Source organism: Anaeromassilibacillus sp. An200 (genome assembly GCF_002160025.1).
GTDB lineage: Bacteria > Bacillota > Clostridia > Oscillospirales > Acutalibacteraceae > Caccousia > Caccousia stercoris.
The window spans coordinates 19,763-29,974 of sequence record NZ_NFJU01000033.1 but is presented as its reverse complement, the minus strand read 5'-3'; the positions used below and the strand labels follow the sequence as shown (position 1 = coordinate 29,974).

The window sequence follows — 10,212 nt, the reverse complement described above, 5'->3', positions numbered from 1 at the left end:
GGTGCTGCTGTTCTGGTATTTGCCCATGCCAACAAAGCGTCCAGAACAGGTTTTGCCTGCTCCAGCCGCTGGACGTATCGTTCCTCCGAAGAAAGGTCGCTGAACGTATGTCTGATAATACATTCCAATGCGCTCGCCCAGCATTGTATGGCGTTTGCTGATCTCACTGCGATGAATCGCCATAAACAGTACCTGCTTCTGTCCGACCAGTATCACCCGTTTCTTAGCGCGGGTAATGCCGGTATAGAGCAGATTGCGGTAGAGCATAATGGTGTGTGCCTTCAGCAGAGGCATGATAACCGTTTCATACTCCGATCCCATTGATTTGTGAATTGTCGTGGCATAGGCCAGATCCAGATTTGCCATATCTTCTATGCTGTACTCTAGCTCCCGACCTACACCGAAATCAATGCCAATATGCTTGCCATTATCATCATCATGGATATAACGGATAAAGCCCAAATCGCCATTTGAAACCTTTTCGGTGTTTTTGGTCTGCATGATACGGTCATTCACGCGGAAGATCTTCATTCCGATCTGGATTTCATCTTCTGCGGATCGAAAGGGATTTACCCGTTCTCGAATTGCCTCGTTGAGCTGTTCCGATGAGGTTTCCCCTCTGGACCGGAACGGAGATAGAATCTGCACCCGTTCAATTCCACTCTGGCTGATTTCTATACAGTATCGGTCGATGATTTTTTCTGCTGTCTCAATTTGACTGCCGCCGGAAAGAAAAGTAAAGTCCGGGCCGAAGTACAGATTTGTAGTCCCTTCATTGATGAATCTGGCATTATGTGCAATCAAACTATCCTTGGCTTGCCGGAAAATCTGATTCAGCACTGTTACCGGCACAAGCCCGCAGTCGATCAGCTCCCGGAACACATTCCCAGCGCCTACGCTGGGTAGCTGATCCGGGTCTCCGACAAGAACAACACGCGCCCCTGCTTTGATGTGAGAGAAAAACTTGTCTGCCAACCACATATCTACCATGGAAAACTCGTCCACAATGATCAGATCCGCAGACAACGGCTCCCGCTGTCTGCTGCGGCTGCTGTCTTCCTCTTCACTGCCAAGCCCCAGTCCGCTATGAAGCGTCCGGGCCTGGTCAAATCCTGTACTCTCTGCCATTCGCCGACTGGCTCGGCCTGTGGGTGCCATCAGAGTGATTTCACCCTGTGGGTGCAGACGGCGATATACCTCCAGAATGGTTTTCAGTACTGTTGTTTTACCAGTACCGGGAGAGCCGGTAATGATGGAAAGATTGTTGCGATATGCCGCATAAACCGCCTCTTCTTGTTTCTCAGACAAGGAGAAGCCCAGTTCACGCTTGACCTGTTCCAATACCTGGTCAATTTGTTCCGGTATCGGCAGTTCAGCCAGCTGTACCGCAATGTGCCGAGCCACAGCATCTTCTTGGGCAAATACCTGGGGGAGATAGATATTTCCCTGCACTGATACGACCTCGCCGTTAAGGATCATGCCTTCCAAAACATCTTGCACGTCCTGTTCGTGCAGTTTAAACGCTGCCACAGGGACTTTCAAGTTCAGAAGATGCAGAGCCTCTTTGCGAAGAACTTCGCTGGGCAGAAACAGGTGGCCGTTTTTTCCTTTGCTCTCCGAAAGCATCCAAAACAGAGCGCCTTTGATTCGGTTGGGGTCATGAAGATTGCCGCCGTTTTTTTGAACGATGGCATCCACGCGCAGGAAACCAAAGCCGGAAATCTGACATAGTTCAAATTGGCTTTCTTTCAAGATTTCCACGCTGGAGGGTCCGAAGTGTTCGTAAATTTTCAGAGCTGTTTTAGGAGTAATCTGGAATGGGGAAAGCAGCACCATGAGATCCTGGAGTATCCGGTTTTCCGCATAGGACGCCTTGATATCCTGAAGTCTGCTTGCTGTAATACCCTTGATTTCCAACAATTGCTCTGGATACTTCTCCAAAATATCCAATGCGTTCTCACCAAATCGGGCAACAATTTGTGACGCAAGCGCTGGCCCAATTCCTTTGATCAGCCCAGAGGACAAGTAACCCTCCACACCGGCCTTGGTCTTGGGCACGATTTCCCGCCACTGCTCTACTTGAAATTGCATCCCGTATTTGCCTTGTTTCCATTCACCATCCAGTTCCACTTCTACCGCATCGGTCCTGGGCAATTCATAGCCCACGGCAGTAAAGCGGATCAAATGGTCGTTGTAGCGGCGGGAAGAACGCCCTTCCTGCGGAATAGATTGGTCTTTGGTTTTCATCTGAATGACGGAATATTTGTTCGCCGGGTTGTAGTAAACAGTTCCATCAAATGTTCCAATATGGATCATGTTTTCACTCCCTCATGCTGCGCCTGCGCTGACTTTTACACTAAACCGCCTGGACTCTGAGACAGTTACATACTGCTCATAAATATCTGGGTGATCCAGCTTTAATCGAAGCAGATTGTCCTTATCGATGGTGGTCTTGCGTACCGGATTATAGGTAACGGTATAATTTATACCATCCTGCTGGCATACCGCTTTGCAGCTTTGTCCCATTTCAGCAATTAAGGCCGCTTTTAGACGCTGCATGTCTGCCTCGATCTCTTTGCTGCCGGCTTCTGCGCGCTTTTTTTCCTCCTGAAGTTGGAGATAGCGCATCAGTTTTGCTGTTAGACTGAAATCAAGTGTTACAACAGCAGCGTCCCTATCTGCAGTGCCAGTGTGTCGGCGAACACTTTCCACCACAAGATCTCCGTCTTCGGTATAGGGCGGAGGTGTTTTGGTGAGCACATGATTTTCCCAGAAATACTGTTCCAGATAAACCATTTCTTCTTCGTAAGCGATGTCACGCCGGATTTCACGGATGATAGTCTCATCTTCATTATTGCCATATAGGCAGCAGAAAAAGCAACGGTTTACATCCATTACAGCCATGTAATGCCTACCTTGAGATTCGTAGTAGATCGGAACAGTTTCCTCACCATCCAGCCACCAATTATCCCGGGCGTTGTAGTTTGTTGTCTTGATTTCCAGAATGGCAGTAGTGCCATCTGGGAGTTCAACAAAGTAGTCTACATCTGCCAGCATCCATAGATGTTTCGAGTGCTGGAACATCTTTTTAATCTGGTAGATTTTGTAACCTGTTTTGCGTTCAAAAATCTTTGCCACTAGGGGTTCCAGCAGATGTCCCATTTCCAGCGCTACCCAATTACTTTCCTCATCTTCAACTGACGCAACATTCAGCTTGTCGTAATACAAGTCTCGGGCTGTCCTCCATGGGGAAATCCCCAGAAGAGCGGCCACATCACTTCCGCCAATGCCGCGGCGACGATAAGAGAGCCATTCTTCCTCTGTAAGTCCAACTGTATCAACCAACACTAAAGGTTCCAGCCGCTTTTCAGCAGCCGAGTCAGTGACCGGCATGGATCAGCACCCCCTCCGTGTCTGACGGGGAACGACATGCGATTTCATTACCGGGCAGCGACGCTGAATGGGGTTCTGCTTTCTAAGCGATTTCCAAGCCTCATTTGTTTTCCCTTTTTTGTTGGGGATCATCCACCCCTGCATGTTCGTGTTCATTTACATACCTTCTTTCTAATATTTGCTATATCCTCAAAGCCGATTTCGGCATTTGGGCAAAAAAATAGGCGAGGTTGACCACGGCCTAAAGCCTGCCGTTCATAGTAACCTATGAACCAAAGTCCTCCTCGCTGTTGGGAATAAAACTCCCGAAAAAACAAAAAACCAGTAATACACTGGCCCCAAAGGCGCAGTGATACTACTGGCACAAGTACAAACTTAACTGCGTGTGCAATGCGGGCATTTAGCCTGCGGTACAGAAATCAATCTGTATTCCATAAGGGAACGCACAAATATCAATTACATTTTTAGTTTAACACAACATATAGAATCAGTCAAGCGAAAACACATACATATTGTGTTGAAAGTGCAAAAATAAAAAATAAAATTGCAGGATATGCAGAAAATTGGCAACTGCTTGTCTATTTATAAGGGTGTACAGGCCTGGTACAGAAATCGTTATCCAGTCTGCACATTCTTTTTGTATCTTGACAATTTCATACTCCATTTCAGGAGTTATACAGGTATTGTGGATAGTGTGCGATGATCATACCGAGCTCGCCCTCAATTGAAATACTGCATAGCAGAACCTGATAATACGCGGCGGAAAACCCGGCGCAGGAAATGGCCTGAAATGTTTTATATTCCGATAAAAAATTTGCTTATCGCAGTTGAAAAGAGGGCGTTCACTTTAGTGTTAAGTTATATAGAGAGCTTTTCACAAGGTCTATGTTGCTTGCAAAGAAAGGAGAATAGATTGTATGGCAGTTGAAGAAAAAACACAACCAATCAAGTCGATTCGGAAAAGCGAACTTATTCAGTTCAAGAGATTGAGGAAATTCTTCAAATCAGCCTTAAAGCATCTTGCTCCATGGAATCGGGCATATGATCAATCTGGCGCTGACTGGCACGATAGAAGTACAACCAGATGACTTTCAGGTTGTTTCTGCTCTGCTTCATCTAAACTTGGATGGTGTTGGCTATAAAGAATTCTTTGCCCACTGTTTTGCAATGAGTTTGTTGATGGAAGCAGAAGTCACCTCGGCCAATCCATTCACCATGGTTCCAAAAACGGATAAAAACATATTCCGAAGCTATTCCACATTTAAATTGAAAACCGCTGAGTGACTTGCCTAAAAAGCAGGTCACTTTTCTTTTTCAAAAAAACAGGCAAGAAGAAGCGGTTTCCTACATACGATGAACAAAAGGAGGAAAAACGTATGAAAAAAGAAAACTTGCCTGTTGTGCACTGTACTTACTGCAATACCGAAAAGAGTGTATCTGAAATTTTAGAAGAATCTTTTCGACTTTATCTTAGCCGTATCCTTGCCATAATGGAGTATTCCATTGTACAATATAAGTGAATGGCCGCTTATCTCAGGAGGTATGGTATGTATTTAGAGATAAGCAACCCCATGGATTACCATGTGGCTTTATACATCAGGCTATCAAAGGAGGATGAAAACCAAGGACCATCCCAAAGTGTCCAGAATCAGGAGTCCCTTCTGCGGGAGTTTGTCGAACAGCATCGCTTGTCCGTCTTTGACACTTATGTGGACGACGGATGGAGCGGTACCAGTTTCGACCGTCCCAATTTTCAACGGATGATTAGCGACATCGAAGCCCAAAAGGTCAATATGGTTATCACCAAAGACCTGTCCCGCCTGGGCCGTGATTATATCATGACCGGTCACTATATGGAGCGGTACTTCCCAGAACACCGGGTACGGTATATTTCTCTGCTGGATGGCATTGACACCGGCGTGGACTCCACCGCCAACGACATCACCCCATTCCGCGCCATTATGAACGACATGTACGCCAAGGACATCTCCAAGAAGATCAAGAGCGTCAAGCGGGATAAGCAGCGGAAGGGACAATTCATTGGCGGCAAGCCCATGTACGGATACAAGATGCACCCCACCGAGAAAAACAAGATCGTCATTGATGAGAAAGCAGCTCCGGTAGTACAGCGGATCTTTTCTCTGGCTCTTTCGGGCATGAGCTGCCGCAAAATTGCTACCACGCTTAATGAAGAAGGCATCCCCACCCCGGCTACTTATGCGAATCTCTCGGTGGCAAGACCCGGCCCCTACAGCGGTCTGTGGAGCAGCGAACGAATTGCCGATATGCTGAAAAATGAAACCTACATCGGCAATATGGTGCAGGGACGCACGGTGAAAATCAGCTACAAATCTAAAAAATGCTTGCGCCAATCCCCGGAAAACTGGGTGGTGGTAGAAGGAACGCATGAGCCGATCATTGACCCGGAAACCTTCCAAAAGGTACAGATGCTGGTGAACAGCCGTAAGTACACCAGAAGCCGAACCTATGACTTCTTGCTGAAAGGGCTGATCTTCTGCCATGAGTGCGGCTACCCCATGGCGGTGCTCAACCGCAAGAATGCCGCTGGTGAGGATCGCCTGTACTTTGTCTGCCGGACCTATCAGCGGTTTACCAAAGCTGGCATTTGTACCTGTCACTCCATCAAGGAAGAAACGGTGAACAAAGCCGTGCTCACCAAGGTAAGAGATGTCTGCCAGACCTATCTGAACCCGGATGCACTGTGTCCAATTGCGGCAGAAGCAGTGGAGAACGCCAGCAAAGCAGCCAGCTGTGAAGCGGAGATACAGGCGCTGCAATCCAAAATCACCGCTCTGACCACCAACCTGGATCAGATGTACATGGACCGGCTGAACGGCCTGCTCTCCGAAGAGGACTTCCAGCGCATTTATCAGAAGGTCAAAATGGACCGCACAGTTCTGGAAGAGCGGCTGAAGAACCTTCAGGAACAGGCAAAGCAGCCGGTAAGCGCCGAAGAAAAAGCCAAGGCGCTGGTGAAACAGTTTCTGGACTCAGCACTGAGCAGTCGGGAGCTGCTGGTCAGCCTCATCGAACGGGTGGAACTGACCGAGAGAAAAGAGATCATCATCAAATTCCGCTTCCACGAGCTGGAGGCAATTTCTTAAAGGGCATCGTTTACAATAGGCGTGTCGCTATGTATCGCGCATTGAGAAAAAAGCGCTGGGGATCCTGCGCCGGGAATTTGAAAGGGAAGCCAAGGGATGCGCAGGAGGAACGAAATTATTTTGAGCTTTTCGAGGAAAGCAGGCTTTGAGCCCATTCCTGTCATCCCAAAATGACGGTTCCTCCGTCCTGCGCTACCGCGCCGCCAATGACAACATCCGTGCCAACGGACGGAGAAGCCGCGCCTCCCACAGCATTCCCCACGGATCCGCCGCCCACCGGTATATCCCCTTCCGGTACCCCGGCTGTATCGCCGCCCTCGGGGGAAACCTGGCTGCCATCCATCTGCATCTGTAAATCCGAAAGAGTCATGGAAAGCTGCTCGTTCTGTATTCTCAGCTCCTCACCGGCTGCCTTCTCCTGCTGCCATTGCACCGCGAACACAATGGACAGAACGGCAAACACCGCGCAAACCGCACCCATGCCGATCAAAAGCGGGGTCTGCTTCTTTTTGGGGCGCGTAACACCGCAATGCGCATAGACAGCGCGCAGGAGAGCACGGTATTCCTTTCGGTTCAGAGCCACGCCGCGCTTTTCATACTGCTGCAGCGATTCTTCCAGAGCCATCGCCTGTGCGCCTATCTCCGCCCGGCGTTCTTCTCCTGCTTCCAGGCTCTCTTCTTTCCAGGCATTCAGGCGCTGCTTGCTCGTTTTGAGGAACGCGCGGATTTCATCCAGGCATTCGTCACAGTAACCCAGTTCATTATAAAATTCTTTCTTTTGTCCACAAAGTTTACATTTCGGCATTGCTATTCCTCCCCTTCCCCCCCGAAAACCATTCTGTAATCTGGCGGGATCAATTCAAATCAGATAAAAAAATGCTGGTTTCAGCATACGGCAATTTTCCTGTAAGCGCAAGCCCCTCTTCACAATTTTTCATCAAAAGAAAAACTTTTTGCATGAAGGTTTTCCCGCTGGAGATACTAACGAAAACTCCATACCCGGGAAAGGAAGGATGAGCTGCATGCGCTGCGAAATCGAGACGATCATAGGACGTGAAATTTTGGACTCACGCGGAAACCCCACTGTCGAGGCGGAGGTCACGCTGTTTTGCGGAGCAACAGGACGCGGAACAGCTCCCAGCGGAGCTTCAACAGGTGAATTTGAAGCGCTGGAACTGCGGGACGGTGACACGGGACGCTATCAGGGAAAAGGCGTAACCAAGGCGGTCCACAGCATAAACACGGTGCTGCATGAGGCGCTGCACGGAAAGGATGCATTTGATCTCTACGGCGTCGATGGGGCCATGCTGGAGGCAGACGGCACAAAGGACAAATCGCGGCTTGGCGCAAACGCCATTCTTGCTGTCTCCATCGCGGCGGCAAATGCCGCAGCCAACGCATGCCAAACAGAGCTGTTTCGCTTTTTGGGAGGCGTAAACGGTGTCTGTCTCCCTGTGCCGATGATGAATATTTTGAATGGTGGAGCACATGCCGCCAACACGGTGGATATCCAGGAATTTATGATTATGCCTGTAGGCGCGCCAAGCTTTCGTGAAGGACTGCGATGGTCCGCGGAGGTGTTCCACACGCTGAAAAGCCTTCTGCACGGAAAAGGCTTAACCACGTCCGTGGGAGACGAGGGCGGATTCGCGCCGGATCTGTCCAGCGATGAGGAGGCAATCGAATATCTTCTCAGCGCCATTTCCAAGGCGGGATATGAACCGGGAAAGGACTTTGTCCTGGCTTTGGACGCAGCTTCCAGCGAATGGAAAAGCGGGCAAAAGGGCGAATACCGGCTCCCGAAATCCGGAAAAAAGTACACCTCAAAGGAACTGATAGCCCACTGGAAATCGCTTTGCGAGCAGTACCCCATCCGTTCCATTGAGGATGGCCTGGATGAGGAGGATTGGGAAGGCTGGGAAGAAATGACGCGCGTGCTGGGACAGACGGTACAGCTTGTCGGAGACGATCTGTTTGTCACCAACACCAAACGGCTGCGCCGCGGAATCGAGCTGGGCTGCGGAAACTCTATCCTGATTAAGCTCAACCAAATCGGCACAGTCTCGGAAACACTCGACGCCATCCGCATGGCACATCAGGCGGGATACACTGCCATCGCGTCTCATCGCTCCGGTGAAACGGAGGACACCACGATCGCAGATCTGGCTGTGGCCATGAACACCTGCCAGATCAAGACCGGCGCCCCAAGCAGAGGGGAACGCACCGCCAAATACAACCGTCTTCTGCGTCTGGAGGACATGTTGGGAAGTGCGGCCATTTATCCGGGAAACAGCGCGTTTCATTGACATGGGAGAGACATGACAGGCCTTTGTGCCTGCCATGTCTTTTTTCCGTTCAGTCCTCTTCCCCCGCCTTAAAATTGTAAATAGGACGGATCACTTTGCTAATCTCCACTGTGGGACCAATGTTGTCCACAATATCCTCCATTCCTTTATAAGCCATGGGGCACTCATCCAGGGTAGCCCTGCTCACAGAGGTGGTATATACCTCTGCCATCTGCTTTTTAAACTCCGACACAGTGAAGGATTGCTTGGCCGCCGCCCGGCTCATAAGCCGTCCCGCCCCATGGGGAGCGGAAAAATTCCAATCCTCATTTCCTTTTCCCACACACAGCAGGCTTCCGTCCCGCATGTTGATGGGAATGAGCAGCTTTTCTCCCGCCTGTGCGGACACGGCTCCCTTTCGCAGAATCATGTTGTCCATATCAATATAGTTGTGGATTGTGGTAAACTGCTCTTCCACGTGGAGCTTCATCCCCTTCACAATCTCATCCATCATTGCCTGCCGGTTCAGCTGCGCGAAGTGCTGCACAATTTTCATATCGTGAAGATACCGCTCAAACAGCTCTCCCGATACATAAGCCAGTTCTCTGGAAATGCTCGTCCGTTTCAGATTTTTAAGACGCTTGCGCTCCTTTTCAATTTCCTTTTGGCGGCCCTGTGCCTTCATCTGTGCGATAAACTGTTCCATCGAAGCGTCGTCCGTGCCGTTTAAAACCTTATACCCTTCCTCCTGATAGTATCGTGCAACCTCCACCCCGAGATGACGGCTTCCGGAATGGACAACAAGATAGAGATTTCCCTCGTCATCCCGATCCGCCTCGATAAAGTGATTCCCTCCCCCCAAAGTACCGATGCTTTTTTCCGCCCGAAGAAGGTCCACATGGCGGGCACAGCACAGCTGCGACAGATCGATTTGATCCAGATACCGATGAGCCTTGCTTCGGATCGAAAAACCGGAGGGAATCTTTTCATAGATCAGCTTATCCAGCTTTTGCAGCTCGAGATGAGACTCCCGGATGCGGACGGTTTCCATCCCGCACCCAATATCCACTCCCACCAGGTTCGGCACCACCCGATCGGAAATTGTCATGGTCGTTCCAACCGTGCAGCCTGCTCCGGCGTGAATGTCGGGCATCAGCCGGATGCGGCTTCCCGCTGTAAATTCCTGATTGCACAGTTCCTGTACCTGTGCGATGGACGCACTATCCACCACATCGGTAAAAATTTTTGCTTCGTTATACTTTCCTTTAATTTCAATCATGCTTTTCCTCACAAATTTCAGCTGCCGGCACACGGTCCTGGCCATTTCTTCCTCAAATCAGCCGGTTTCCAGAGAAAACCAAATTGCCCCGGTTAAAAATACCGGTTTTCCTGCTGTTTGTATCAGAAAT

Annotated in this window: 8 protein-coding genes; 4 read left to right on the top strand and 4 right to left on the bottom strand. The window is 49.6% G+C overall.

What is annotated here, in order from left to right; all coding sequences use genetic code 11:
• Positions 1 to 2,316: SF1B family DNA helicase RecD2 (gene recD2 / locus B5F35_RS14175; RefSeq protein WP_087242083.1), on the bottom strand; the 2,316-nt coding region annotated here is incomplete at its 3' end.
• Positions 2,317 to 2,328: 12 nt separating this feature from the next.
• The gene (locus tag B5F35_RS14170) at positions 2,329 to 3,393 is read right to left on the bottom strand and encodes a YqaJ viral recombinase family nuclease (protein WP_087242081.1); all 1,065 of its coding nucleotides are present in this window, start codon (positions 3,391 to 3,393) and stop codon (positions 2,329 to 2,331) included.
• A gap of 1,041 nt (positions 3,394 to 4,434) precedes the next feature.
• On the opposite strand from B5F35_RS14170, the gene B5F35_RS14165 reads away from it, so the two are divergent.
• The 3 genes from B5F35_RS14165 (at position 4,435) to B5F35_RS14160 (ending at position 6,518) form a co-directional block, all read left to right on the top strand.
• Entirely contained in the window at positions 4,435 to 4,677 is a 243-nt protein-coding gene (locus B5F35_RS14165; protein ID WP_087242079.1) for a hypothetical protein, read from the top strand.
• A 92-nt stretch (positions 4,678 to 4,769) separates the two neighbouring features.
• Entirely contained in the window at positions 4,770 to 4,913 is a 144-nt protein-coding gene (locus B5F35_RS18780) for a hypothetical protein (RefSeq protein ID WP_162611437.1), read from the top strand.
• Between the two features lie 27 nt (positions 4,914 to 4,940).
• Positions 4,941 to 6,518 carry a recombinase family protein gene (locus tag B5F35_RS14160; protein ID WP_087242077.1) on the top strand — a complete coding sequence of 526 codons (1,578 nt, stop codon included), beginning with the start codon at positions 4,941 to 4,943 and terminating at the stop codon, positions 6,516 to 6,518.
• 160 nt (positions 6,519 to 6,678) lie between these two features.
• Here the strand turns inward: B5F35_RS14160 and B5F35_RS14155 are convergent, their stop codons facing one another.
• A complete protein-coding gene (locus B5F35_RS14155) occupies positions 6,679 to 7,323 on the bottom strand; it encodes a hypothetical protein (RefSeq protein WP_087242075.1) in 645 nt (214 codons plus the stop codon).
• Positions 7,324 to 7,540: 217 nt separating this feature from the next.
• Between B5F35_RS14155 and eno the strand changes: the two genes are divergently transcribed.
• On the top strand, positions 7,541 to 8,824 hold the full coding sequence (gene eno, locus B5F35_RS14150) for a phosphopyruvate hydratase (protein ID WP_087242073.1): 1,284 nt from the start codon (positions 7,541 to 7,543) through the stop codon (positions 8,822 to 8,824).
• A gap of 49 nt (positions 8,825 to 8,873) precedes the next feature.
• On the opposite strand, the gene B5F35_RS14145 is transcribed toward eno, so the two are convergent.
• The gene (locus B5F35_RS14145) at positions 8,874 to 10,082 is read right to left on the bottom strand and encodes an RtcB family protein (protein WP_087242091.1); all 1,209 of its coding nucleotides are present in this window, start codon (positions 10,080 to 10,082) and stop codon (positions 8,874 to 8,876) included.
• Positions 10,083 to 10,212: the final 130 nt, after the last annotated feature.